Raw genomic sequence first — 25,805 nt, forward strand, 5'->3', positions numbered from 1 at the left:
TATGCTATCATTTGGAATATAATCTTAGAGCATATTAGATTGAAAAAGGATACTAAATATGACGCAAAAAGGAATCATAAAATGAATTGGATTATGAGATAATTGTTAGTTTTGCATATTGTTGTGTTCTCGGGCGGCGAAGGTCGTGGGTTCAAATCCCACCGGCCCCACTTTTATCTACAAAACGAATACAACATATATAATATTTCAAAATTGTTTATGAAATTTATATATAAAAATAAAAATTATTATATTTTTATATATATATCTGTTAAGTTATTTATCTTTATAATTCAGGATATCCTCCCTTTCTTATTATACTTCTTGCTACTATGACTCCTGTGGCTGCTGCGATTGTTATTCCTCTTGAAAGACCTGCACCATCACCTGCAACATATATACCTTCTATTGGAGTTTCAAGTTCATTGTTTGTTTCTATTCTATTTGCCGAGAATTTTACTTCAGGTGCGTAAAGTAGTGTTGATGAACTTGCAACACCGGGTATTATCTTGTCAAGTATGTCCAGTCCTTCTAAGATATCAGTTAGTATTCTATGTGGAAGAACCATTGCTATATCTCCAGGGGTAGCTGATCTTAATGTAGGTTTTACATAGCTATGTGAAATTCTTGACCATGTTGATCTTCTTCCCATCCTCAAATCTCCGAGACGTTGTATTATTGGTTTTCCTCCTCCAAGTATTGTAGCTATTTTTGTTATTGATCGCCCATATGCAGTAGTATCCTCAATTGGCTCTGTTAAAGATATTCTCACTAAAAGTGCGAAATTTGTGTTTTGTGATTGTACACCTATCATTGAATGTCCATTAACACCTACAAAGTCACCGTATACTTCTTGGACTACAAATCCTCTATGATTTACACAAAAAGTTCTTACAAAGTCATCATAAGTTTTAGTGTATATATGGAATTTAGGATCTCTGTTAACCTTTATAATAGGTTCCATGATCACTGCTGGAATTTCTACTCGTACTCCAATGTCTATAGGTTCATGCTTTGTAGGAATACCTAGACGTTTTGCTTCACTCGCTAACCATTCAGCACCAACTCTTCCTGGACAGGCTATAATGTACTTGCAATTAATAATTGTACCATCCTCCAGAATCACTTTTCCTTTATCAATCCTTGAAACACGCTTCCTTAATAGAAATTTGACTCCTTTTGACTCTAAGTCTTTTTTAAAATTACTTATTACTATTGGAGCTTTATCTGAACCAATATGCCGTTGTAGTATTGGAATAAACTTAGCTCCAACTGCTGCAGCTTTTCTTTTTAACGATTCTATCATTTCATTATCCATATGGAAAACATGCTTTGGTGCACCGTACTTTAAGAAAACAGAATCAACATATTCAATTAGCTTCCAGGCTTCTTCTTCGGACTTAGTAAATTCAAAAAGATTGCCTCCAATATCTGGTCTGAGATTTAGTAATCCGCCGGATAGAGTCCCTGCTCCACCTACTCCACACAGTATATTGCAAGGAGAGCATTTTCTACAGAACTTATATTCTTTGGCTAAGCATACTCTTTCATTAACATCACTTCCTTGATCAATTATTATTACCGAGTAAATTGTTTTATGAATAAGTTCGTGTGCGGCAAATAATCCAGCTGGTCCGGCTCCGATTATTACAACGTCATAATACAATTGGATTCACCAGTCTGATAAAAGTAGAGAAATCATATAAAAATGAATTGGATGAAGATTAAGTAAAAAGCTTCAGTGAATCTATTGAACCAAGAAAGGTACCATCTAGCAAGTAAACTTCTGATGATAATTTATTTTTTAAGGCTATTTCAGATAAAGGACTTATGAAAGAAGTTTTTTTAGCGTCTTTATTTATAATTGCTCCGCCTAAATGTGTATTGAATGCAGGCATAATTATTAGATTTTTTGTTTTTGGAAGAAAACCAAAAATGTCTTCAAATGTTGAAATAGGATCAGAATATTTTATCTTCTTATATTTTAAATAACTTTCTATTAGTTTATTGGTGGGGAATTTTATTTTAACCCATACTGGTTCAGAAAATCTAAAGCCTAATTTGTCCTTCAATTCTATTAGTGGATGAAGATGCCCCATTACAATTGTTTCAGCTTCAAATAACTTAGTAGAAGGCCACGCATGACCATGAATTAAACCCACCTTCCGTTTTGTAGCAGTTTCTACAATGATTCCTCTAGATGAATGAATAATTATTGATCTAGGGGTTAGTGGTTCAATGTTTCCATCATGATTTCCTAATATTATCTCAACTTTTATTTTCTCATTTATCAGATCATTTAGGAAAATAGGAATATCAACCCACTCACTCTGAGAAATTTTTCCGACTTCATGTTTTATGTCTCCAAGTAGGATAAGATTGTTGGGAAGATATACGTTGATTAGTTTTTTAACTTGATTTATCATTTTTTTCGTTTGAGATGGGATCATAATTCCATATGAAGATAATTTAATTTCAAAACCTATATGTAAGTCTGCAATGACCAATAAATCTAAATTGTTGAGAGTCCTGATAATTAATGCTGGCCAGTCAGGTAATGGTTTTATCATGCCTCTTCTATTTATAAAATATTAATTAGGTGAAATAATTTATTTACTATTGTGAATGAGAAAAGCAATTTACAATCAATTTATAGAAAGATAAAGCTGAAGAAGAAGATAAGTAATGATATAGCAACTTATCTCTTTAAAAGATATGGTAATAGATTTATTCGTGCACTTGAGCTTGTGAACTCGAGGAGAATATTGAAGCATGTCTTTATTCCCAGCGGGGTAGTAAGATGGATAGTTATTGGTAAGCAAAGTGAGTACTTAGTATTTCCAAGAATTTACTGTCAATGTAATGACTTCTATTTATCTGTTGTGATTAGAAAGAGTGTTGATGCATGTTATCATCTGTTGGCACAAACTATTTCTGAAGCCGTGGGAAAATATGAAGAAAAAATATTTGATGATAAGGATTACATGGAAGTCATAAAGAAATTTTATGAATTAAAATGATTGTTGCATAATTAAATTATTTTTTCAATATATTTCTTTGATTCTATTCTTTCAATCATTCCATTTCTTAACCATACTATTCGATCACTTACCTCGATTATCTTATAGTCATGAGTAGCGCAGAAAATAGTAACATTCCTCTCTTTATTTAAAGAGCGAAGTAATTTAATTATTTCTAATCCAGTATTTAGATCTAAGTTACCAGTTGGTTCATCGGCTAATACTATGGAGGGGTCATTTGCAAGGGCACGTGCAATAGCGACACGTTGTTGTTGCCCACCAGATAATTCCATAGGTTTATGATAAAGACGGTCACTCAAACCAACTTTTTCGAGTAAGACTCTGGCTTTCTCTATTCTCTCCTTTTTATTTTTTCCAGCAAAGATCATGGGAAGCATTACATTTTCAATTGCAGTGAAGACTGGAATTAAATTAAAAGTTTGAAATATGTAACCTATTTTTCTACATCTAAGCCATGCTAATTCGTATGCGTCCAGTTTAGAAATATCGATATTGTCAATGAATACCTTACCGCTTGTTGGTTTATCTAATCCGCCAATAAGATTAAATAGTGTTGTTTTGCCTGAACCAGAAGGACCCATTATAGATAAGTATTCACCTCTGTATATGTTTAAGGTAACATGATCTATTGCCTTTATTATTGAGGAACCATGATGATAATACTTTGTTAAATCAATTGTTTCAACAACGCAATGGTATATCATTGCGTTTACACCTCAAATCGAAGTGCATCAACTGGATTTATCTTTATTGCATAATATGCAGGATATATTGATGCGGTTAAGCTTATAATTGATGAAAGAGAAATTGATAATATAAAACTTGATATATATGAAAAGAAATTTGGAAAAATATTTGTAAAAATAAAGAATGGCAATGATAGAACTAAGGCAACAACAAAACCAAGAAGACCCCCCACAATCCCTATTACGGATGATTCAATAATGAATAGAGATAGCAATAAGCTACTTTTTGCCCCTAGACACTTCATTGTTCCAATTTCTTTATATCGCTCCATAACTGAGATTAATGTTGAATTAAAAATAACAATTACACAGACTATTAGAGAAATAACCGAAGTAAAAAGTTGATAATCATTTAAGTTCAGAAGAGGTAGATAGGAACAGTCTGGTTTAGTAGTCAATGAAGTGTTTATTAGATTCATAGAAGAGATAAGGGCAATGCTTAAAGCTATTGCAAGTACCGTTAGTAAGCTTCGCAGTGAACGTTTTAGTAAATTTTCAAAAGCTATATGGACCAGATCTCTTATCATAAGGTTAGCGAAAATTTTTTGCATAAATATCACTATAAGTAAGTAGAAGAGAAAAACATAAAAATTGAGCGGTAGGTGACTGTATGAACTTTGACATTTTATTTAACATATTAACCGTATTCTCAATAATTGTATTAATTCTAGTTATTCTCGCTCAATTTATCACTGAAAAAGAAAGAACTAGACATGGCTAAAAAGATAAGAACAATTATTAATTTCAAGTTCTGGAGATACTCTCCCCTAAATTGCCAAACCAGCAGAGATAAGGGATATGATCAAAACGCTTTAAAAAATGAGATAATATAATTTAATCCTTGAGTATCTTAATGCTAAGGAAAGTCCAGATAAAAACAGATATTAAAATATAAAATTAATGCTTTAAAGAGAAAAATGAAAGGTGAGATTTATGGGGCGTAAATATAAGAAGAAGATACCTAGGAAACCACCTAAAAGAATTCCATCAGTATTCCAGTGTCCTAATTGTGGAAAAAAGGCAGTGAGAGTGGAAATAAATAGAGACGACAACATTGCTAAGGTTACATGTGGAAGTTGTAAAATAAATATTGAAATTAAAATTCCGCCTATTTGCAGTGAAGTGGATGCTTATGGAAAATTTGTTGATATGGTCTATAGCGGTGAAATAACAGTCGAGGGATAAAAATGTATGGATTAAATATAGGAAGAGTTGAAAAATATATTTACAATAAGATTAGGATGAAAGGAACAATCCATATGACACTAATCGATCCAGATAAGGATATAAGAAATCTAAAAAATATAGCACTGGCTGCAGAATCAGCTGGAACATCAGCTATAATGATAGGAGGATCAATTGGTGTCTCAGAGGAGATATTAAATAAAGCAATTATTTTATTGAAAAAAACTATAAAAATACCAATAATATTATTTCCTGGAAATATAACGGGGATTAGTAAATATGCAGATGCAATCTGGTTTATGTCTCTCTTAAATTCTTCGAACACTTATTACATCATAGATGCACAAGCATTAGGAGCAATAATAGTTAAGAAATATGGAATTGAAGCAATTCCTATGGGATACTTGATTGTTGGGGAAGGCGGAGCTGCAGGTTATATAGGGCAAGCTAGAGTTATACCTTATGATTATCCAGAAGTTGCAGCTATTTACGCTTTAGCTGGCCAGCTTTTAGGAATGCGTTTTATATATTTAGAAGCAGGATCAGGAGCGAAAAAACCAATACCACAGTACTTAATCAAGTATGTAAAAAACATTTTGTCAGTTCCGCTTATTGTGGGAGGGGGAATAAGAACTAAGCAACAAGCCAAGGAGGTTGTATTGGCTGGCGCTGACATAATTGTTACAGGAACCGTGATAGAGGAAGAAGATGCAGAAATAAAGATCAAAGAAATTATTGAAGGTATAAGGGAAGCAGTAAAAGAAAGGCGAGTAGCTTGAAGAATATTAAAAAAGAGCTTTTAAGAAAGATATTACATTTATTTGGGATAACAGTTTGGTTTGTATATGAATATTTCGGGTATATTTATACATTTTTATATCTATCGAGCGGACTATGTATATCATTTATTTTCGAAATAATACGGTTAAAAAAGTATTCATTATATCCTTTTAAGAAAATAACTGAAAAATTAGCTAGAGGATACGAAAAATTCACTTTTGCAGCACACATATATTTCTTCGCGAGTTCAGCAATAACAGTTTATTTGTTAAAAAATGTTTTAGCTATAGTAGCTATAATGATTTTTATATCAGCGGATGCAACAGCCGCCATAATTGGAATAACTATTGGAAAACATAAGAACCCAGTGAACAAACAGAAAACCATTGAAGGCACGGTTGCAGGAACTATTGTAACAATCATAATTACTTGTATTTTTCTAGAGCCAGTTTATGCCATTGGAACTGCAACCGTATTTCTTATAGTAGATTCATTTAACATTGGAATAAGCGATAATTTTACATTACCTTTACTTATGGGCTTCACCCTAAGAATTATAAATATAATAGTAGGGTAATAGTTGAATTGAGATCTATGGCAATAAAAGATAGTGAAATACAAAAATATTTCGATAAACTTGAAGAAGAAACTATTAAACTATATAATCTAGCTAAAAAAGCAAAACAAAAATCTCTAGATCCTGAAAACAGTCCTGAAATCTTCCTAGCTCGAGATCTTGCAGAAAGGGTTGAGGGAATTTTAGAACATTACGGTTTAAGGGGTATAGCAAATCGAATAAGATTACTAGTAAGTCAGTATCCAAGAGAAATAGTTGCATTAAAAATTGCAGAAGATATAGTCTATGGAAAATTTGGATCATTTAAAGAGGAAAAGAGTGCAGAGATCGCAATTAGAGCTGCATTAGCAATATTAACTGAGGGAATAACTGCAGCTCCACTACAAGGCATTGATAGGGTTAGTATAAAACAAAACTGTGATGGTACTAAATATTTAGCAATTTATTATGCAGGACCTATTAGATCAGCAGGAGGAACAGAGCAAGCATTAACTGTTTTGGTAGCAGACTATATTAGACAATTATTGCATCTAGATAGATACGTTCCAACAAATGAGGAAATAAAGCGATTTATTGAAGAAATAAGACTGTATGAAAGACGTATTGGGAGATTTCAATATCATGTTAAAGACTCCGATTTAGAGAGAGCATTAAGACAAATCCCTGTAGAAATCACAGGAGTAGCTACAGATCCTATAGAAGTTAGCATACATCGAGATTTACCCAGAATTGAAACCAATAGATTACGAGGAGGAGCATGTAGAGTATTAAACGACGGTGTAATTGGTAAAGCTGCAAAAATCAAGAAAATAGCCGAAGAAGCTGGACTGAGTGGATGGGAGTGGCTAAGTGAATTCGCAAAGGAGAGTATTGAAGAAGGACAAATAAAACCTAGTGAAAAGTACTTGGCAGATGTAATTGCAGGAAGACCTATTTTTTCTCATCCATCTCGCCCAGGAGGTTTCAGATTAAGATATGGAAGGAGCAGAAATACAGGGTTAGCGGCTATTGGATTAAATCCAGCTACAATGATAATATTAGGGGGTTTTCTTGCCGTAGGCACTCAGGTTAGAGTAGAGCGTCCAGGGAAGAGTGCAATAGTGATGCCAGTTACATCCATAGAAGGACCAATCGTAAAATTAAAAAATGGAAAAGTAATAAAAGTAACCAATATTATAGAAGCAGAAAAAATCAGAGACAAAATTGATGAAATTTTATTCCTAGGAGATGTCCTTATTGGTTTTGGAGAATTTCTAGAGAATAATCATCTACTACTGCCATCGGGATACGTAGAAGAATGGTGGAAATTAGAAGTTTTAAAGGCAATAGAAGAAAAATTTGGAGACATTTATCAAGCTATAAAAGATATTAATATTAAAGAGGAAAGGCTAAGAGAAATTTTAGAGAAATGGTATGAAAAAAGGCCAACAGCAAGAGAAGCATTAGAAATTTCACTAAAGTTAAATGTACCATTACATCCATACTACACATATCATTGGAGTGAAATTAGTGCAGGTGATGTACAATTACTTGTAGATTGGATAGGAAAATGTAAGATGAATAACAATAAAAAGGGACTTACTGGACCGCTTGATAATGACATAAAAAATATCTTGGAAAGTCTAGGTGTGCCTCATGAGATAAAGGGAGAAAGTATTATTATTGAAAAAAACCATGCCACAGTATTGAAAGCATGTCTAGTAGGAAAAATAGAAAAGGAAAGCCATATTGAAAATGGACTTGATGCAATAAATATGATATCTCCAATTAAAATAATGGATAAAGCTCCAACATACATAGGATTAAGAATGGGTAGACCTGAAAAAGCTAAAGAAAGAACAATGAAACCACCTGTTCACATACTTTTTCCTGTTGGTATCTATGGAGGAAGTAGTAGAAATATTGTTGAAGCTGCATCAAAAAGGTATGTTGAAATTGAAATAGCAACGAGGATTTGTCCAAAATGTGGAAAAAGGACATTCTATATGAAATGCCCGAAATGTATGGAGAAAACATTGGAAATTAGAGTTTGCCCGAAGTGTAAAAGAGAAGTAAGGAAAAAAATATGTGATATATGTAGGCAGAGTACGAAGTCACATGTTAAACAAAAAATCGATTTATTTAATGAACTGAAAAGAGCATGCATCAACATAAATGTACAAGCACCTTCAAAACTCATAAAGGGAGTAAAGGGCTTAACAAGCGCATCAAAAATACCAGAACCCCTTGAGAAAGGAATCTTAAGGGCAAAGTATGGAGTGTATGTATATAAAGATGGAACCACGAGATTTGACATAACAAATGCTCCTTTGACGCATTTCAGACCTAAGGAAATTGGAGTAACAATCGAAAAATTAAAGGAACTTGGCTATTTGATGGATTGCAGTGGCCGTCCATTAATTGATGATAATCAAGTTATCGAGTTAAAAGTTCAGGATATCATCATTCCTACACAAGCTGCTGATTATCTGATTAAAATATCAAAGTATATTGATGAGTTGCTGGTTAGATATTATCATATGGAACCATATTACAATGTAAAGAAAAGAGAAGATCTAGTTGGACACTTAGTTATAGGCATTGCACCTCATACCTCTGCAGGAATAATTGGGCGAATAATAGGATTTACAACTGCTCAAGTATGTTTTGCACATCCATATTGGCATGCTGCAAAGCGTAGAAATTGCGATGGAGATGAAGATGCAATAATATTAGCATTAGATGCCTTTCTCAACTTCTCTAAGACATACTTACCAGAAAAAAGAGGAGGATTAATGGATGCTCCATTAGTTGTCATGGTTAAATTAGATCCAAGAGAGGTAGATGATGAAGTATATAATTTAGAAACTTGTGAATCGTTTCCATTAGAGTTTTATGAGAAAACACTTCAATATGAAGATCCTAAAAAAATATCAGAAATCATTGAAACTATAAATGAACGCTTAGGAAAGAAGGAACAATATGTAGGGATAAAGTTTACTCATTATACTGAGTCAATAGATGCCGGTCCTAAAGCAACTATATATAAGAAGCTAAAAACCATGAATGAAAAAGTAGAAGCTCAAATGAAGTTAGTTGAGAGAATACGTGCTGTTGATAAAAAAGATGTTGCAGAGAGAATATTAATTCATCATTTCTTTCCCGATCTCATTGGGAATTTAAGGGCATTTTCAACACAGAGTCTGCGTTGTATAAAGTGTAATATGCGATATGAACGACCACCGTTGAATGGAAAGTGTAGAAGATGTGGAAGTAAACTTGTTTTAACAGTACATAGAAAGGGAATTGAGAAATACTTGAAGACTGCATCAACCTTAATACATAAGTACAAACTTGGAGAATACTATAGGCAGCGTATTGAGCTAGTTAGAAAAGAATTGCAATTACTCTTTGAGAGTGGAAGTCATGGTAGACAAACAAAATTAGTTGACTTTTGGAGAAGTGAAGCCCGTGAAAGAAAGAACAGTTGAAGCATTAGCGTTTTTGCGCAGTGTAAGAAATGTTAAAAGAGGACTAATTACTAGAAGCAGAATATTAAGGGTATTAAAAAACACAGAGGCAACAGCAAAAGAGATAGCCGAAAAGGTAAATATGAGTTATAGTGCAATACGACGTCAATTAAAATTAATGGAAAAAGAAAATATTGTCAGAAAAATAGGTAGAAAATGGAATTTAACAGGTTATGGGCAAAGAGAATTAACAGATTTTATCAAATTTAAAGATTAAGCTAAAAATGGAGTAATTTCTCTTTTTACTCTAACAATATATTGAGCAGATCAACATCTCGAATCATACCTATAAGATTACCTTTAGCATCTAAGACAGGAAGTTGATCTATGTCAAAGCGTCGCATCTTCTTTGCACATAGACTTATAGGTGTCTGTTCAACAGCAGTTACTACATTTTTGACCATTATCTCTTTTACAGGCTTGTCAGGAAGAGTTAATTCACGACTACTTATGTAAACTATTGAAACTGCATCCCAATCCCACTCTTGTCCTTCTGTGGTGGCTCTCGTAGCTGAAGTATGCTCCTTGAATGTTATTTCACAAAGTGAAATAATGTCAGTGTCAGAAATTATACCTGATAGGCGACCTTTGGAATCTATAACTGGAAGAGCTTGTGATTTAGCTAACTTCATTATAGTGTAAGCAGCAGGAAGAGGAGTATCTTCCCAAACAACAGTAATCCTCCTATTAACATAGTCTCTTATAGGCTTTTTTATTCGCATATTAGCAATAGCTTTATGGACTATATCAGCGACAGTGACTATGCCAATTAATTGATTATCATTAACAACCACCGGAAGGCGGCGGATGTCGTTTTCTAGTAACAGTTTAGCTGCTTTTCTAATGGCGTCCTCAGGAGAAACAGTTATTGGATTTCTAGTCATCAATAATGCTAATTGTTCTTCTTTAGGCTTTTTCATTAAGTCAGTACGAGTCACAATTCCAATAAGTTTTCTAGTTCTTTTTTTAACTACAGGAAGTCCCATAACCTTGTGTTTTAGCATCAGCTTCAGAACTTGTTCTCTAGTTCCTGGAACTTCCGCAAAAATCACATTTGATGTCATCACATCTTTAACTTTCATTAACGTAACGCCTCCAGAAAAGGAGTATCAAGGAGAAACTTTACCAGAGTAATATTTATTTTTTCCGAAGAAAAATCTTTCTTCACATTCACATGGAGATTTTTCGCATCTAGGACAAACATCCTTATATTTGTTAAAAACAGCTTTTGAAAGATTAACTCCTAATAAGTTAGCTAAAGAGGAAAGCCATGCCAAAACGTCTGCGAATTCACTCTCCATCAACTCATGGTCACCACTTTTGATAGCTCTCGCAAGTTCACCTACTTCTTCAATAAACCAAATAAAGGTTCTGGCAACTCCTCTCAACCTATCTCGTTTTAAGTATAACTTTCTCATGCGTTCTTGAAACTCGTCAAGACTCATAAAAATCAACCTCAAAATATTTATGTAATAATAAGTGTTTAATATGATTTGGCAGTGAGAAATATGTCTAGAAGACGTCGTAGAGAAGGGATGATGCCTGTAAGTGGCGCAGGATTGATCAGATTCTTTGAAGAAGAAATGAGAGGTCTAAAAATAGGTCCTATACATGTGATAATTCTAGCACTAGCACTTATGATATTTACAATCTTAGGAAACATAGGGATATTGTCATTTATTAGATAAATAACTGAAATTTTTTCTACTCTTTCAAATCATGTCTATCAATTTCTTCAACTAGTATCTTTTGGTTTTTGTACGATGGAATAATTGCACTCATACCAGTGGGATCCTCTAAAATTAATGTAAATGGAAGCTTACCCTGTTTTGCAAGAAGAAATTTTTCTAAAAATTCTTCAAAATCTTTCTCGTCATAGTTATGTAAAACAAGTATTCTCTTAAAATTTTCAATAACCCTTTCAATAACTCCTTCGACATTTGTAATAAATCCATGTGAAGCTGGCCCTGGTTCAATAATAACGCCTAACTCAGGTATTTTTATTGTACAATTTTTTGAGCGAATAATCTTTGCATACATATCTTTGAGAGAAGTCACTTTAAGGACAAAGCGCTTAGGTTTCCCGAGTCTTAATGGAAAAAGATCAACACATCTATATCCACAAGTTGAACAATGCCATATTAACAATACTTCGTTAAAATGGGGAACATTATGTTTAAGTTCTTTTATAGACAATGTAATTGCTCCACAAAGAGGACATTTAAATAATTGTTTTTCTTGATTCTCGTCAGTAAACAACATAAAGATCACCTAAGATATAGTTAAAAGTGACTTTAATAAAGAAATCTCCAAAAAGAGGTAAAAAGCATGGAAAGTGACAGAGAGATAGCAGCAAAATATAAGCTGTTGTTTAGACTACCGTCCTTTAAGGCCATCCTTTTAGGAATAATATTAGCGAGCAGTGCGTTTGGAATAGTTCATGGTCTAGGCAAACAGTATTTCATGAAAGAAAACAATGTCTTACAAAATATTTTACTGTTCACATTCACATATTATATGTTTCCAGCTATTTTGTCAACAAGTATAACAGCAAAAATGATGAAACGAGAAACATTAACCGAAAGAAGATTGGCAGGATTATCCTTATTCATAGTTATGTTTATGGGCATTTTAAACATCACAGGAGTAACAATATCGGTGGCAATAGATAGCATTATACCACAAAAAATCACAACAATAATCAGTTGTGGAGTTATAGTTTTTTTGAAATTTCTAGTTATAAGTATACTTGAAGAGAGAAAAATAGATGCATTTCTAAGTTCCATTTTACACTATATAATGTGTACTATTTCAGGAGTATGGATATATCAACTTATTGAGAAGCAAGGTATTCTAGATATTACTCTGAAGAGCCTTTATGTTGTAGGTTCATTCACCATCAGTTCATGGTTCCTTATGGATACAGTGGATAAAGTTGTGTTAGAGATAACACAAATGAGGGGTATTGACCTATTTAATGCTTTCACAACATACTGGCTTGCCAATAGAAAAGACAAGATAGAAAGAGTTTTCGAGAAGTATGCATGTGAAGAGAATGTCAAAGTTAAGAGCATCATATTTTTTGACAAGAAAGAAAAACCCAAATATACTATAATAGTGCCAGAATTCCACTTTGGACCATTTAGAAACCTTGGAAGCAGCCAATTTCCTCATCTACTAATTAATCGATTAGAAGAAAACAATATCAAACCAGTAGTATTACACGGAATTTCTGAGCATGGACAAGACATAGCAAAAACTAGCGATTGTAAAAGAGTAATAGAAGAAATACTGAGAGAAATTCGTAAAGCCAAACCTGATAAAAAATGGATAACACCCATAATAGAAATTAAAAAAGGAAAATGTAGAGTATACTGCCAGCTTTTTGAAGATACAGCATTAATAGTAATAACCAGAGCCCCAAGCCTAACAGAGGATCTCCCCATATGGATCAAAAATACAATAACAAACAAAGCAAAAAAACTGGGAATAAGAAACACTATAATTGTTGACGCACATAACAGCATAAGAGAAGAAGAGCAAATAACTAACAAAGACTATGAAGAAATAATCAAAGCAGCAGAGGAAGCATTAGTGAAAATAAGAAATCTAAAACAAAACAGAATAAAAATAGGCGTAAGCAGAAAAGAAATTAAGGAATATAATGAAAAGCAAGGAATAGGTAAAGGAGGAGTAATAGGCTTAACTATCAGCGTAGGAAAACAAAGACATACATTTATAATATATGATGGAAATAACATGATACCTGAATTTAGAGAAAAAGTCATCAAAACACTAGTACAGGAATGCATTCCAAACGTAGAAGTATTAACAACAGATACGCATAGTGTAAATGGATTAACACCTGAGAAAAGGGGATACCATCCTGTGGGAGAAATAGATCCTAAAAACATATTAGTTAAATATGCCATCGAAGTGGCAAAGAAATCTAACAAAAACATCACAGTCGCTAAGTATACAATTAGAGAAATAGTTATAAAGGACGTAAAGGTCTTGGGTGAAGATCTGCTGGTAAAATTTTCAAAAGCAATAAACGAAGCATTAAAAGCAGTTAAGAAAGCATCGATTATTACTCTTACCCTATCAGCTGTGACCTCAATTATATTGTTTTTAATATAATTAAGAAAAAGCATTACAACAAATGATAATAAGAATAGATGACATAAATAAAAAATAACTAAAAGAAATAAGAACAAACTAATAATAAACCCTCCACATCCGATCACCATCAACTCATGATAGAAAATAGTGCTGTTATTGCTAGTTTGCCCTTTAAATATTGTCTCCTAACAAAAAATAATTTAACATGATGAAATCTCCAAGTTGCTGAAACTTCATAAAATAACATACCAAAAAAGGAAGAAGAAAAATGTAGCATTAGTGTTGCATACCTCAACTCAAAAAGTAAAATAAAAAATAGTAAATTTTCTTTTCGAAGATGGTGGATTTAATTCAGTTAACACTCTCTCACCATCAAACGATGACACTCGATATAAAGGAAAAATTCAAAAACTCACTTAAAGTATTCGGATTTGTTGAAGTCACAACGCTTTAGAAACCTTGAAATCCATGATGACATAAATTAAATTGTTAAGGGGCATTTCCCAATACAATTACCATAATTTCATGATAAATGGATGTGATGATATGATGTAAATCACGTCACATCACATCATTTCATTCTTGAGCAAGTGCAGCAATAAAAGCTTGACCTAGAGCAAGTCCTCCATCACCAGGCGGCACTAGTCTATGTCTAAGGACTTGTACATTTGAGGTCTTTAGTATCTTAGATATTTTAGACATTATGAGTTCATTAACAGCAGCTCCACCAGTTATTCCAATATAACTGGCGTCAAATTCTTCAGCTACTCGTAAAGCAGCTAGCGCCAAAGCCTCAGCTAGAGATTCATGAATAAACCTAGCGATACATTCACCTCTCCACTTTTTAGTATTTAACAAGTCAACTACGTACCTTAAAAGTTCATTTGTATTGATCAAGACAGTATTTTGATCTTCTTTTATTGGGACATGAAAATTGAAAGTAACTGGAGAAGAACACTTAGTCGCATAAGATTCAAATTTTATAGCAGGTTCTCCCTCGTAAGTTCGCTCCTTACATAAATTGAATAGCACAGAGAAAGCGTCTAGTACACGGCCTAAGCTAGAAGTCTTTGGTACATTGATATTTTGAACAATTTGCTTGAGTATAATATCTATCTCTTTCTCACCATACTTAAAACTAGAAAGATAGTATGACATCAAAAAGTCACGTGCAAAATCAGTTGAAAAAGTCTCTGAAAGAAAACCAACAAGCATACGTGCGGGATATTTTGTACACATATCTCCACCAGGCATAGGTTGATAGCGTAGATGACCAACTCTTTTAAAAGTCTTATCGGTATAGACAACTAATTCACCACCCCATGCCTGTCCATCAATTCCATAACCGTATCCGTCTATCACTATTCCAACGACATTACAATCAGTAGGTAAATTCGACTCAGCAATCAATGAAGCTAAATGAGCAAAATGATGTTGAACTCTAACTAAAGAAGCATTAAACTTTTCAGATAAGTTTTCAGCTAGTCTTGTTGTTGCAAAATTAGGGTGTAAATCGCATGCTATTACATCAATTTTACTAGATCTAGTAATTTTCATAAGATAGTTTAAGCTTTTATTTAAGTAAGTGAGAGTATCAAGATTATCAGTATCACCAATATGCTGAGTAAGAAAACATCTATTGTTTTTGAATAACGCCCCTGTAACTTGTAGTTCACCCCCAACAGCTAAAATTGTTGAATTCGAACGTAGAAACTCTATGTTAATGGGTGATGGTGCAAAACCACGCGACCTTCGAATAAAAGTCGGTATGTTTGACGTCACACGCAACACAGAATCGTCACATCTATTTATGATACGTCTATTGTGAATTAATAAAAAATCAACTATCTTACTTAAACGTTTGAAAGCGTCGCTATTTTCAATTATCATTGGTTCTTTAGGTAAGTTAGCACTTGTCATTATTAAGGCAGGTTCCTTAGAGAAATGCAATAACAATAAATGTATACCAGTATATGGCAGCATAACACCTATATTATGCAATCCTGGAGAAATCCATTCAGACAGAAAATAATCTTCTGACTTTTGAAGAAGCACAATAGGTCTCTGAAATGAAGTAAGCAATTTCTCCTCTATACTAGAAACTATTGCAAATTTACGTACAGTAGGAACATTAGGGGACATTACGGCAAAAGGTTGGAATGGACGTCTTCTTCGCTTTCTTAACTTCAGCACGATATCATCATCTGTTGTTTTAGTTGCGATATGAAAACCACCAAGTCCCTTTATAGCGATTATATAACCCTCATCTATTAGTTTAGCTGTTAAAGGGAGGGGATCCTTATCATTTATAAGCGAGCCATCTTTAGAGTATAGAAACATTTTAGGACCACAGTTTGGACAGCATATGCCCTGTGCATGGTAACGACGATCCATAGGATTTTGATATTCCTTTAAGCATGCTTCACATAAAGGAAAGTCAACCATAGATGTGCGTTCACGATCATAGGGTAAATCACAAATCACAGTAAAACGAGGGCCACAAACTGAGCAACATGTGAAGGGATAGTGATACCATCGGCTACCTGGAGTTAAGATATCTGAAATACATTCATTGCAAATACCAACATCAGGAGGCACTACTGAAATTAAGTTTGTTGTTCTTAAAGAGCTAGGTAATATTTTGAAGGTTTCATATCCTTTCAACAAATTACTCCAATGAATCTTATAAGCATCAATCCTGGAAGTAGGAGGTTTTTTGTTTAATAAGTCATGTATAAAAGCATTAATGTCATTTTTTTCACCTTCAACAACAATTTCTACACCTGCATCACCAAGATTTAGAACATATCCCTTCAAATTATGTTTAAGAGCTATTCTGTAGACAAATGGCCTAAAGCCCACTCCTTGAACTATACCACTAACATGTATAGTTACGCAGCACTTCATGTATTAGACCTCTTAAGCTGATATTGATTATGAAAGTCATTTAAATGTTACTATGGAAAATTATCACAAAATGTGATTTTTGGCACATTATGATAAATATGATACATTAAGTTACAGTTAATCATGACTAAACCAAATGTAGATCAGAGTCAACCATAATGAAAAGATTATAGGAGAATAAATTATATTGTAGCGAAAGATCAATGATGAAATCATCTATGTGACTTTTTCATCACACAAGCAAAAGAGCTTTAAGTTAGAAGTTACATATTATGATATGCAACATATCTGGAAATGAGAACATGAAAAGTGAGAGCGACATATATAAAATAATAAATGAACTTAGAAGAGACGTACTTGAATATTTTGAAATAATCGTACGTAGGTTATCAAGAATAAGATCTCTAGAAGAACGCTTAGATATAATTGAAGAAGACATAACTGATATGAGAAGTAAATTTAGACGTTTAGAAGCATTTCTAAAAGAAACAATAGAAAAAATAAGATACACTGAAGAGAAAGCAAAACCAATTTATACTAAAACAAGAAGAGTGACAGAAATATCAAGAATTCCCATAGAACAACCAATAGTAGAAATTCCTACATCAACAAAAGAAAAAAGAGAAGTAAGCATCAGATTACCTTCAATGAAAACCGAGACAGAGATAAGTACAAGAAAGAGAGCACTACCCACATCACAGAAAGTAGTTTCCAAAAAAATCACATCACAAGTCACAGAAAAAGATTTAACCACAGAAATTTCAAAATTAACACAAACAGAAAGACAGATAATTAAAGTCTTGATAAAGTATCCAAATCTAAAGGGTGGAACAAGTATTGCCAGAAAGATAGGAAAAGCAAGAGAACACACATGTAGATTACTAAAGAAATTAACTGAAAGAGGATTACTTATAAGAGATGAATCTGTGTGGCCGTACGCATACCGAGTCCCCGAGAAGATAAAGCAAATAATAATGTTAGAAGAAGAATTAGGTTACACTTAATTAAGATAGAAATTGTGAATTTACAAAATCATGTGGAAGATAATTCTAGTATTGCTTCTTGAGAAAGACGATATCGCCATCTAGCCCTTGAACCCTGCCTAACTACTAATCCTGAATAATACAACCTAGCTAAATATGTTGCAATAACATTCAGAGGTACATGTTCACCATACTCCTCATAAAAAGCTAACGAAACATCTTTACTCGTAAACCATTTATTTACAAATCGTCGACTTAAGAGTAGAAGCAGACGCTTTTTTAGATCTCTACTTCTAGTTGTGATAGGTGTGACAGTGTGACTTAAATCAACATACTCAGAAGGACTTGAAAACAATTCTATTAAATCAAACAATTGTTTGATTTTCTCAAATGTAAACCGGCCTTCAATTGTGACGGAAATCTTATCACCAGTTGGTGATGTATACTCAATACGCCATTTACCTTTTTTCATGAATTAATCCTCTCCGAAGAGAGTTTATTTTATTTAATTTTGTGACTCATATAAGTATTTTTCGCTTATAGAAAGTAGACAACAGAAATAAAGAGTAAAAAAAGCGAAATAGAGCCTTTTTCTGGGAAAAAAGAATGATCTTCAAAGAATTAACTCTCCTAAAGGAAAAGATCAATGTAAAAAGTTTAAAAAGCAAGGAAAATGATTTTCCAGTAGTTCCAGTGGAAAAAGAGGGGTTCAACAAGTTGACAACAAATATTTTGATTTTTGAGTAAAAAATATTAACACAAAACAATGAAAGAGATATGACAAGAATAGAAAATGATGAGTCAACTGGTTAGTGAACTATTATATTTCAACTTTCCATTCCTTGAACAAAAGAATCCAGATTATAAAAAGCAAAAATATTGAAACTTGATGATCTAAAAAACCTTTAATTTGATGGTAAGCATGCAGAAATGATGATGTCATGATAGAAAGATTTATATATTAGAATTGAAGCATGTGTGAAGGTTACATTAATAGTATATTATATAATATACTATATATTTTTATGATCCATATACTTTACATGAAAAATGTATCCAATCGGAACCATAAAAAACCATAAAACGAACTGGAAGACAGTAGGAAAAACATAAAAAATCATGAAAAATGAAGGTGCCTATTGGAACCATGAACACCTCTAAAAATGCTACCAAATGAAAAATAAGATGAAAGAGTATTATAGGAAAATATCAAACGAAAAAGAGAGAGACCCCTAAATTTCAAATGGAAAGGATAAAAGAAAGAATAATTCTAAGAAGAGATTAATATAAATATCTAAAAAAATTGATAAAGTTATATATTTTTATAGATAGTAAATTATAAATAGTTTACAGTACACATACTAGTGGGGTATCTTCTCTTATTTGAGAAGTACAATAAGCTTATTTGATCTGGGGTATTCCATAAGAAATGGAGGGGTATGTGTGTCTTATATTGATAATCGACGTGCACTTGCTCTGTCCTCTTTCGTTCCTCTTAGAGAGCGTTACCGTTTTTTAGAAATAGTTCTAGAGGCTTGTGGAAACAGTATTTCTAAGACTGCCAGGGAAATTGGAATCACGCGGGCTCAACTCTACAGATATCTGGGACGTGGTGAGCGTCATGACATTCCCTCTGACGACGTATTTGCCAGGATCATTATTGCTGCATATCGTTTGAGGCCGGTTAAAACTAAGGAGGTTTTTCGTTTTCTTTTAAATCAATTTTCAGCTCTCGTATCCAGACTATAACATCTAAACCTGGGTTATGTTATTGTTTTTAGGGAGTTTCTATAAAGAGAAGTGTAGGAGGGATCTCTTATTCTTAGATTTATAGATGTTCATTGTCATATTTCTGATGAAGATTTCAATAGAGATCGAGATGAAATAATACGTAAAGCTTTGAATTCAAGTGTTATCGCATTAATTACTTCTTCTTTAACCTTTGATGATGCAATTAGGGCATTAAAAATTTCTTCGAGGTATCCTGGATTTATTTTTGTCACTATTGGAAGCGATCCTCTTGAATTTGACATGTATATGATCTCAAAAATTAGGGATTTAATCATTGAAAGAAGAAATGAAATTGTCGGTATAGGTGAAGTAGGCTTAGATTACTATTATGCTCGAGAATCATTTCTAAGAGAGAAGCAGAGACAACTTCTTCGAGAATGGATTTCTATGGCAAAGGAGTTGAACTTACCTCTAGTAATTCATTCTAGAAGTGCAGGAAAATATGCTATTAAACTGCTTTTAGAGGAACATGCTGAAAAGGTTCTATTACATGCCTACGATGGTCGCCCTGGATGGGCTTTAAAGGCTATTGAGGCCGGCTATTTCTTTTCAATTCCAACATCAATTTGGAGATCGACACAAAAACAAAAATTAGTGAAATTTCTTCCCTTAGATCATTTAATGTTGGAAACGGATGCTCCTGTGCTTTCACCAATTTTAGGCCGGCGAAATGAACCTGCAAACATAATCTATGCAGCCAAGAAAATATCTGAAATAAAGAATGTAGATTTAAATCAAGTAGCTGAAATTACAACTAGAAATGCCATAGAGTTTTTCTCATTACCTATTAATTTTCTTGGACTTGATTGTTGAATATTTCTTACTGAATTATTGGCCTGCATTGAGTTGACATTAAGGATTCTATTAATAATGGCCAGGATTAACATTTTACCGGCCCGAGATAAAAATGTGATTTTGCATTTAATTTTTTATATGAAACATATGAAAATTATTCCTTCCAAGTTTCCAAATAATAAAAAGCTTTAATTTGTTCTTTTCAATTCTTTAGAATGGTGCATTTTGCATGAAGATCAATATTCATATCTTAGATGTTTCAGCTGAACGATTATGGCCATTAAACAAGAGTTTTCCTCCTAAATTTCAAGTAAATTCCAACTTGAATATTGTGAACTTTAAAACAATTAATGAAAACACGTTTACATCTGATTTCATTTTCTCTGTTAATTATATTCCTCCAATAGCTCAACTAAGAATAAAGGGAACTATAACTCTAATTAATCCTCCAAATGAAATAAAAACTGCGTTAAAAGCGAAGGTTGGCCTAAAAAAGCTTCCTCCCCCTATAATACAAATAGTTTTAAATTCAATATTGGCAGATACAGTAATTCTCTCAAAAATAGTGAATATTCCTCCCCCAATACCATTCCCCTCTATAATTCCTCAAAAAAGTTTAGATAAAGGAACTACTCCTAGTTATGTCGCCTAGATAGTAAGATAAATTGAAAGATATTTATAGCTCCTGCTATCCAAGGTGAAAAAAGTATTACGGCTCCAAATATCATAATGTTGTTACCGATCGCCCTGCCAATCTGAAATATTAAGTAAACCAATAATACTTCTAAAGGAAGCCATAAAATCAATGATTTAAATCCAAATTGCTTCATAAGTCTCCTCAAAAAAGGATTTTGTTCTCGTCCTTCGAATTTTTTAGCGACTATATATGTAGATATACAGTCGAATAGTGAACCTAAAAATATAATGACCAAGATAACTAAGCTGTTCATCATATTATCTCAAATAATATTTTGTCAGTGTAAGTAGAAAAATGAAATGCTTTTTGGTTAGCCTTAACTTAATATATAGTGGGTGATTCAATTGATTTTCTTGGTATTCTCGGACATACATGGTAACTTCAATGCCGCTAGAAAAATTATTAATTCTGCAACAAGAGTCAATGCAAACTTTATAATTGGTTGTGGTGACTTTGAGAATACTGACATATTGCAATTAATCTATGACCATCATAAGAATTTCTTTTCAGTTCCTGGAAATGTTGATGGTCCATCAGTATTGTATAGTATGGAGAAATTAAATATAAGTGTTCATGGTAACCTTGTTAAAGTCAACTCTTTCTTTATAGGTGGGATTGGTGGATATAAGATGAATCTTTTCTTACAAAAACTAATAAATAAACTTGAATATTTTAAACCTGAAGAATGGATTCTTATATCTCACTTCCCTCCCAAGAAGACTGCAGCTGACCGTTTCTTCATAGGCTTTCATATAGGCAATAGTAGAGTAAGAGAAATAATTGAAAAGTATAGGCCCATGGCTTGTTTTTGTGGACATGTTCATGAAAGTCCATGCGTCTCATATTACCAAAAAACTTTAATTGTCAATCCTGGGCCGGCCTTCAGGCTAAAAGTTGCTATAGTGGACTTGAAAAATATGACTGCCAAACTTGTTAAGTTAAAATGATCTTGTATATTTCATCTTTTTTAATAGTTACAATTTAATAAGTTCAAATATCTCTTATTCATTAAATATATGGTGGAGGAATAGTTATTGAAAATATCAAATTTAATGGATAAAGATCATCCTACTGTACATCCTGAGGCTTCAGCAACTTATGCTAGAACGATATTTCGAAAATTTGGTGTAAGAGTTCTTCCTGTAATTTCAGATAATAAATTAATAGGCATACTTTCCCGGATAAACATTATGAACATCACTGCAACACGATCAGATCTCTTAGTTACAGATATACTCGATTCTCCTCTAATAACCCTCTCTCCAAATGAAGATTTATTTGAAGCAACAAAAAAGCTATTGGATGTTGATGAATGGTATGCACCAGTTGTAAATTATAAACAATTCTACCTGGGCATATACGGTTTAGAACATTTCATAAAACACATGATTAAACAAGATCACCCAGCAAATTTTAAAAAAATTGAAAATTATATGACAAGAGAAATAGAGGTTGTTTATGCAAACGACTCTATTTCTAAGGTATGGAGAAAAATGTTAACATTTCGCTATGCTGGTTTCCCTGTAATTACTTCGAAAAATAAGTTAATAGGAATAATCACACAAATAGACCTTCTCAAGCATGGATTTACTCGTCTACACTTAGAGTCAGAAAGTGCACCCCGACGTGGACCCAAGGTAAAAGATATTATGTCAACTCCTCCAGTAACTGTTTCTCCTCAAACAAAAGTGAAAGAGGCTGCAGAAATAATGATTGACAGGGATATAGGTCGACTTTTAGTCGTCGACAATAAAAAACTTGTAGGAATTATCGATAGAGAAGATATTAGTCGGGCATATTTATTTTTTTAATTCACTAGTGGAGGCCCTCTATCGGTAACTATTTTTTCTATTTTCCTTCTATGAAGGCTCTTCCAGACCATGTTCATCACCTCCTTCTCATTTTCTATAATATAATAATGTGAGAATATATATAAATTTTTCTCATATTTCCAATTTCTTCGTTATGAGAAAAATTTATATGTGTTGTCTATTCTTTTTTACATAAATAAATGTTAGGTGACAGTTATGAGTAAAAGAATTTCAACAAATAAGAGTTATATAATCAAAATAAGAAATGATGTTAAAGTAGTGGATGTCATCTTTAATTCAACAACAATGAACTTTAATATTATTAAACCGGCACTGAAGGAATTGAAACATTTTATAGTAAAAGGATATAAAATTAGACTAAAAGGTTACATGAGCAAAAAAAGTAGGAGTATTGAAGCTTTCCAATTTGCACTTTCTCTTCTAGACAAAGATGATTGTATAATGTTCGTAAACAAGTCAAGGTACAGTAAAGCTGATAGGAGAAAAAAGAAAATTAAAGCAATAGACTTAAGGATGAGAGGTCTAACTGTAAAGCAAATATCTGAAGAACTTAACATACCATTAAAGACAATCTATCGTTGGCTTAAATCTTCAAGTGTGAAAGGTCGATAGTTCATGCCTAAACGAGTTTACGATTAGAGCCTACAGCCATAATGCTCTGAGCGACTACCTTGTAACCTTTGCTTTAAACTGCTCCACCATAATCTTTTATGTTGATTTATCTACCTCCCCGGCCCTACGCTACCTTACTGCTGAGGAGGTTGCTGAGCCCAGGGCAAGTATGTTGCTGGCCTCCTTGAACAGCTTGCTAATAGGACTGAGAGGAAGATTCAGGACCTCCTTGAAAATTACACTTTAACTTTTTATGAGAAGCTGAGTGATTTGAGGGGTGAGTTTAAGGGTTATATTGATGATCTTGGGTTTCAGGTTGTTGATTTGAGTAGGCGCTTGGTTGAGGTTGAGCATGAATTTAAGGGTTTAAGCAGGGAGGTTGGCGATCTTAGGGAGGCCTTCGGAGTTTTAGTTAAGAAGCTTGATGAAGAAATATTGAAGCTTAAGGCTAACCTTGAAAGTTTTCAAGCTAACACGTGGACTAGTCTTGTAATTGTAAGCTGTGTTTTTGTTGGCGGCCTGATTGGCGCCGTGAAGATGGGGCAGAGTGGGCCGGTTGTAGCTGAGATCACAGCTAAAGGTTTAACAAGGAAGCCAGTTAAAGCTAGGTCTAAGGGTAAATCTAAGAAGACTGCAACTGTTGATGATCATCACTTTCCAAATAAGATTATATTTATAGTAATTGTTGGTGTTTTGCTTTACTTCTTCTTCATTGTTTTACTTTCACCTTAGAGGAGGATGAGTAAGATTGATGACTTTTTCCGCTTTGCTTTTGACTGTTTTGCTGGGCGGCCTAGTATTCGGCTTCTTCACAGGCACGATACAACTATACTATGCAAGGTATCCTATACCTACTATTTTGGCTGTTGTTTCAGACTTGATCTTGGTTAGTTGGCTTTATGGTAATATTAGGCCTGGATTTAGGGGCCGACTAATTGGATATCAGTTATTCTACGGGTTTACTGAGCGAGGTGTGTATAGGAGGTTTGATGGTATTCTTGTCGATATTAGTCACTTCTTGAGTGAGCCTGCAATTTAAGCTTTTAGAACGTTGGCTCTTTATGATATTGGGGAGAAGCTGAAGGATAAGACTCTATCCCTGTCTAGGCGTGATCATCTAAAGAAGGTTAAGGATAGACTTGAGAGGCTTAAGGCTTTGGATCTTCGCACCAGGGTTAGAATTTATGGTTGTAGGCATGATTTTGTTAGACGTATTTGGATTGTACTGGCTGATAGGAGTGTTGAGGAGTACAGTATTCCTTCATGGCGAATTGCATTCACCTTTCCCTTTGGCTTTCTTAGACGTCAGGCTGTATTTGGAATAAGATATGATGTTCGCGGCTGGGTTAAAGTTCACCCTTATGGTAAGTGTAGAGTTCACATCTTTATTCCTATGATTGATCCTAAAAGCAGGAGTTTTGAGGCTAAAATTTCCACCCTGAAGCCTGTTGAGCGTGAAGCTATAGCTGCTATTGGCAGTAGTATTAGATCTGCATTGTACCTTCACAGTGAGAACAGGCGTTTGAAGAAGGAGATTTAGGCTATGAAGAAGCGTCATGATGAAATGACTAGGGAATTGGCGAGGATGGCTAAAGAGCTTGATGCTGCTCGTACAGCTACTAGGGCTAGGGCTTTGATTCCGCCTACTGAGGAGGAGGCTAGGCTGCTTGGTTTTAAGCCTCCAGCTGCCAGGTATTTTGAGCTTGCATCAACCATGCTGTTTTTCCAGGTTTTGTTTGCAGCTGTCTTGCCTAGGATGTTTGGTTTGGATGTAATTGTTTCGGCGGCTATGGGAACTATAGTGGGGCTGTTCATCTTTCAAAGCTTCACTAAGAAGTGAGGTGATTGTATGAGCTTTATTTTGGAGCATTTCGACTCGTTGAGGAAGGAGATGGATGATCTGCGTGAGCGTGAACGTAAAGTCGACCTAATAGTAGATGAGTTTGTTAAGTTTGCTAGTGGAGGTCAATTATTTGAGAATCCTGATGAGTTTTACTTTAAGCTTTATAGTGTTCAAAGCCTTCTAGGCGACTACATTTCATTTCTGCTGAGACTTGAGAGTAAGGGTGGTGGAGGTGAAGTTGAGGTTCCATTGGCTGAAAAAGCTTCATCTCAAGCTGAGAAGGGTAGGCTTTCAAAGCTTCTAGGAAAACTTAAGAGGGGGATTCCAGTTGAATTTAAGGCTAAGCCTCCGACTCCCAAGCCAACTATTGAGTATGGCCGTAAAT

At 33.7% G+C, this 25,805-nt stretch carries 29 protein-coding genes; 20 read left to right on the forward strand and 9 right to left on the reverse strand.

The window, feature by feature from the left end; translation table 11 throughout:
* Positions 1–286: 286 nt before the first annotated feature.
* Together ACW8TM_RS00335 and ACW8TM_RS00340 are read right to left on the reverse strand one after the other, a co-directional pair.
* On the reverse strand, positions 287–1,666 hold the full coding sequence (locus ACW8TM_RS00335) for an NAD(P)/FAD-dependent oxidoreductase (protein WP_491531280.1): 1,380 nt from the start codon (positions 1,664–1,666) through the stop codon (positions 287–289).
* A gap of 58 nt (positions 1,667–1,724) precedes the next feature.
* Entirely contained in the window at positions 1,725–2,570 is an 846-nt protein-coding gene (locus tag ACW8TM_RS00340) for a metallophosphoesterase (RefSeq protein ID WP_491531281.1), read from the reverse strand.
* 51 nt (positions 2,571–2,621) lie between these two features.
* On the opposite strand from ACW8TM_RS00340, the gene ACW8TM_RS00345 reads away from it, so the two are divergent.
* Positions 2,622–3,020: a hypothetical protein gene (locus ACW8TM_RS00345; RefSeq protein WP_491531282.1), complete on the forward strand. Its 399-nt coding sequence runs from the start codon at positions 2,622–2,624 to the stop codon at positions 3,018–3,020.
* Between the two features lie 11 nt (positions 3,021–3,031).
* Here ACW8TM_RS00345 and ACW8TM_RS00350 read toward each other — a convergent pair whose 3' ends face one another.
* Both ACW8TM_RS00350 and ACW8TM_RS00355 read right to left on the reverse strand, forming a co-directional pair.
* Entirely contained in the window at positions 3,032–3,745 is a 714-nt protein-coding gene (locus ACW8TM_RS00350) for an ABC transporter ATP-binding protein (RefSeq protein WP_491531283.1), read from the reverse strand.
* A gap of 5 nt (positions 3,746–3,750) precedes the next feature.
* Entirely contained in the window at positions 3,751–4,338 is a 588-nt protein-coding gene (locus tag ACW8TM_RS00355; protein WP_491531284.1) for an ABC transporter permease, read from the reverse strand.
* A gap of 382 nt (positions 4,339–4,720) precedes the next feature.
* Between ACW8TM_RS00355 and ACW8TM_RS00360 the strand changes: the two genes are divergently transcribed.
* The 5 genes from ACW8TM_RS00360 to ACW8TM_RS00380 are packed head-to-tail and all read left to right on the forward strand — an operon-like array spanning position 4,721 to position 10,055.
* Positions 4,721–4,972 carry a hypothetical protein gene (locus tag ACW8TM_RS00360; RefSeq protein WP_491531285.1) on the forward strand — a complete coding sequence of 84 codons (252 nt, stop codon included), beginning with the start codon at positions 4,721–4,723 and terminating at the stop codon, positions 4,970–4,972.
* A 2-nt stretch (positions 4,973–4,974) separates the two neighbouring features.
* Positions 4,975–5,751 (forward strand): phosphoglycerol geranylgeranyltransferase, encoded by a 777-nt coding sequence (locus ACW8TM_RS00365; protein WP_491531286.1) that lies wholly within the window; start codon positions 4,975–4,977, stop codon positions 5,749–5,751.
* On the forward strand, positions 5,748–6,329 hold the full coding sequence (locus ACW8TM_RS00370) for a diacylglycerol/polyprenol kinase family protein (protein WP_491531287.1): 582 nt from the start codon (positions 5,748–5,750) through the stop codon (positions 6,327–6,329). The genes ACW8TM_RS00365 and ACW8TM_RS00370 overlap by 4 nt, the downstream gene beginning before the upstream one ends.
* A gap of 17 nt (positions 6,330–6,346) precedes the next feature.
* The gene (locus ACW8TM_RS00375; protein WP_491531288.1) at positions 6,347–9,799 is read left to right on the forward strand and encodes a DNA polymerase II large subunit; all 3,453 of its coding nucleotides are present in this window, start codon (positions 6,347–6,349) and stop codon (positions 9,797–9,799) included.
* Positions 9,771–10,055 (forward strand): ArsR family transcriptional regulator, encoded by a 285-nt coding sequence (locus ACW8TM_RS00380; RefSeq protein ID WP_491531289.1) that lies wholly within the window; start codon positions 9,771–9,773, stop codon positions 10,053–10,055. Before ACW8TM_RS00375 ends, ACW8TM_RS00380 begins: the two co-directional genes overlap by 29 nt.
* 25 nt (positions 10,056–10,080) lie before the next feature.
* On the opposite strand, the gene ACW8TM_RS00385 is transcribed toward ACW8TM_RS00380, so the two are convergent.
* Both ACW8TM_RS00385 and ACW8TM_RS00390 read right to left on the reverse strand, forming a co-directional pair.
* Positions 10,081–10,920 carry a CBS domain-containing protein gene (locus ACW8TM_RS00385; RefSeq protein WP_491531290.1) on the reverse strand — a complete coding sequence of 280 codons (840 nt, stop codon included), beginning with the start codon at positions 10,918–10,920 and terminating at the stop codon, positions 10,081–10,083.
* Between the two features lie 27 nt (positions 10,921–10,947).
* On the reverse strand, positions 10,948–11,283 hold the full coding sequence (locus tag ACW8TM_RS00390; RefSeq protein WP_491531291.1) for a MazG nucleotide pyrophosphohydrolase domain-containing protein: 336 nt from the start codon (positions 11,281–11,283) through the stop codon (positions 10,948–10,950).
* Between the two features lie 63 nt (positions 11,284–11,346).
* Between ACW8TM_RS00390 and ACW8TM_RS00395 the strand changes: the two genes are divergently transcribed.
* Positions 11,347–11,526, forward strand: a complete 180-nt coding sequence (locus tag ACW8TM_RS00395) for a preprotein translocase subunit Sec61beta (RefSeq protein ID WP_491531292.1) — start codon at positions 11,347–11,349, stop codon at positions 11,524–11,526.
* Positions 11,527–11,542: 16 nt separating this feature from the next.
* On the opposite strand, the gene ACW8TM_RS00400 is transcribed toward ACW8TM_RS00395, so the two are convergent.
* Positions 11,543–12,100, reverse strand: coding sequence for a ZPR1 zinc finger domain-containing protein (locus ACW8TM_RS00400; protein ID WP_491531293.1), 558 nt, complete (start codon positions 12,098–12,100; stop codon positions 11,543–11,545).
* A gap of 66 nt (positions 12,101–12,166) precedes the next feature.
* Here ACW8TM_RS00400 and ACW8TM_RS00405 point away from each other — a divergent pair, with 66 nt between their 5' ends.
* Positions 12,167–13,978 (forward strand): DUF2070 family protein, encoded by a 1,812-nt coding sequence (locus tag ACW8TM_RS00405; RefSeq protein WP_491531294.1) that lies wholly within the window; start codon positions 12,167–12,169, stop codon positions 13,976–13,978.
* Between the two features lie 558 nt (positions 13,979–14,536).
* Here ACW8TM_RS00405 and hypF read toward each other — a convergent pair.
* Entirely contained in the window at positions 14,537–16,867 is a 2,331-nt protein-coding gene (gene hypF / locus ACW8TM_RS00410) for a carbamoyltransferase HypF (protein WP_491531295.1), read from the reverse strand.
* A 302-nt stretch (positions 16,868–17,169) separates the two neighbouring features.
* Between hypF and ACW8TM_RS00415 the strand changes: the two genes are divergently transcribed.
* Positions 17,170–17,871 (forward strand): hypothetical protein, encoded by a 702-nt coding sequence (locus tag ACW8TM_RS00415; RefSeq protein WP_491531296.1) that lies wholly within the window; start codon positions 17,170–17,172, stop codon positions 17,869–17,871.
* Between the two features lie 28 nt (positions 17,872–17,899).
* Here the strand turns inward: ACW8TM_RS00415 and ACW8TM_RS00420 are convergent, their stop codons facing one another.
* Positions 17,900–18,322, reverse strand: a complete 423-nt coding sequence (locus ACW8TM_RS00420) for a hypothetical protein (protein WP_491531297.1) — start codon at positions 18,320–18,322, stop codon at positions 17,900–17,902.
* A 971-nt stretch (positions 18,323–19,293) separates the two neighbouring features.
* On the opposite strand from ACW8TM_RS00420, the gene ACW8TM_RS00425 reads away from it, so the two are divergent.
* The 11 genes from ACW8TM_RS00425 to ACW8TM_RS00475 form a co-directional block, all read left to right on the forward strand.
* Positions 19,294–19,599 carry a helix-turn-helix domain-containing protein gene (locus ACW8TM_RS00425; RefSeq protein WP_491531298.1) on the forward strand — a complete coding sequence of 102 codons (306 nt, stop codon included), beginning with the start codon at positions 19,294–19,296 and terminating at the stop codon, positions 19,597–19,599.
* Positions 19,600–19,680: 81 nt separating this feature from the next.
* Positions 19,681–20,454: a TatD family hydrolase gene (locus tag ACW8TM_RS00430; protein WP_491531308.1), complete on the forward strand. Its 774-nt coding sequence runs from the start codon at positions 19,681–19,683 to the stop codon at positions 20,452–20,454.
* A 211-nt stretch (positions 20,455–20,665) separates the two neighbouring features.
* Positions 20,666–21,088, forward strand: a complete 423-nt coding sequence (locus ACW8TM_RS00435; protein ID WP_491531299.1) for a hypothetical protein — start codon at positions 20,666–20,668, stop codon at positions 21,086–21,088.
* Positions 21,089–21,477: 389 nt separating this feature from the next.
* Positions 21,478–22,080, forward strand: a complete 603-nt coding sequence (locus tag ACW8TM_RS00440) for a metallophosphoesterase family protein (protein ID WP_491531300.1) — start codon at positions 21,478–21,480, stop codon at positions 22,078–22,080.
* An 87-nt stretch (positions 22,081–22,167) separates the two neighbouring features.
* Complete coding sequence (locus ACW8TM_RS00445) at positions 22,168–22,944, forward strand: CBS domain-containing protein (protein WP_491531301.1); 777 nt, start codon at positions 22,168–22,170, stop codon at positions 22,942–22,944.
* Between the two features lie 216 nt (positions 22,945–23,160).
* The gene (locus tag ACW8TM_RS00450) at positions 23,161–23,577 is read left to right on the forward strand and encodes a helix-turn-helix domain-containing protein (protein ID WP_491531302.1); all 417 of its coding nucleotides are present in this window, start codon (positions 23,161–23,163) and stop codon (positions 23,575–23,577) included.
* Positions 23,578–23,901: 324 nt separating this feature from the next.
* Entirely contained in the window at positions 23,902–24,309 is a 408-nt protein-coding gene (locus ACW8TM_RS00455) for a hypothetical protein (protein WP_491531303.1), read from the forward strand.
* A gap of 16 nt (positions 24,310–24,325) precedes the next feature.
* Entirely contained in the window at positions 24,326–24,616 is a 291-nt protein-coding gene (locus ACW8TM_RS00460; RefSeq protein WP_491531304.1) for a hypothetical protein, read from the forward strand.
* A 12-nt stretch (positions 24,617–24,628) separates the two neighbouring features.
* Positions 24,629–25,117, forward strand: a complete 489-nt coding sequence (locus ACW8TM_RS00465) for a hypothetical protein (RefSeq protein ID WP_491531305.1) — start codon at positions 24,629–24,631, stop codon at positions 25,115–25,117.
* Positions 25,118–25,120: 3 nt separating this feature from the next.
* Positions 25,121–25,417: a hypothetical protein gene (locus ACW8TM_RS00470; RefSeq protein ID WP_491531306.1), complete on the forward strand. Its 297-nt coding sequence runs from the start codon at positions 25,121–25,123 to the stop codon at positions 25,415–25,417.
* Positions 25,418–25,426: 9 nt separating this feature from the next.
* The coding region (locus ACW8TM_RS00475; RefSeq protein WP_491531307.1) for a hypothetical protein at positions 25,427–25,805 on the forward strand (379 nt) is incomplete at its 3' end.

Source organism: Candidatus Culexmicrobium sp., from assembly GCF_058356305.1.